General features: G+C 59.0%; 1 pseudogene. It reads right to left on the bottom strand.

Annotated elements, in window-relative coordinates:
- Positions 1–704, bottom strand: a pseudogene (locus tag ACNQQL_RS35995) (IS3-like element ISBcen15 family transposase); the annotation flags it as partial.
- Positions 705–769 lie beyond the last annotated feature (65 nt).

The following is a 769-nucleotide window of genomic DNA, read 5'->3' as shown; positions in this document are numbered from 1 at the left end:
TTCCCGCGTGTAGTTGTCCACGATCGTGAGCGTGCGCAAGCGTCGACCATCAAACAGCGCGTCGACGACGAAATCCATACTCCAGATTTCGTTGATTGCGCTCACTGACTGCTTTGGCTGCCTGCGCCGAGCCGACTTGTTCCGTCGAGGTCGTTTGTGGCGCAACGAAAGCCCGAGTTCCCGATACACGCGTTCGACTCGTTTATGGTTGTCTCGCCAGCCTTCCCGGCGAAGCATCACGTACACGCGGGGTGCGCCGTAATGCACCCGCACTTCCGTGATCTCCTTGATGCGCATCTCCAGCGCGCTTTGATCCCGCGCGACCGACTCGTAACGGTAGACGGTGCGGGACAGTTGCAACAACGCGCAGGTCTGCCGCTGGCTTGCGCCGAAACGCTGCATCAAGTCCGTGACAAGCTCACGGCGCCGAGAAGGCTTCAGAGCTTTTTTGACAGCACGTCCTGCAGCATGGCCTTGTCCAGCGACAAATCTGCTACGAGCCGCTTGAGCTTCGCGTTCTCTTCTTCAAGCTGCTTCAGCCGGCGCAGCTCCGATGGCGACAGCCCGCCGTACTTCGTGCGCCAGTTGTAAAACGTCGCGTCGCTGATCCCCATCTTGCGGCAGACCTCCGCGACAGGCGTGCCCAACTCGGCCTGCTTCAACGCGTATGCGATCTGCTCTTCGGTGAACTTGCTCTTCTTCACGGCATGACCTCCAAGTCTCGATGACATCGTCATGCCGGAATTTTCCACTTCCAAGTGGGACAGTT

Origin of the sequence: Burkholderia sp. LFS061 (genome assembly GCF_047978125.1) — a bacterium.
In the GTDB taxonomy this organism is placed as follows: domain Bacteria; phylum Pseudomonadota; class Gammaproteobacteria; order Burkholderiales; family Burkholderiaceae; genus Burkholderia; species Burkholderia pyrrocinia_C.
This window is presented reverse-complemented; position numbering and strand designations above follow the sequence as displayed.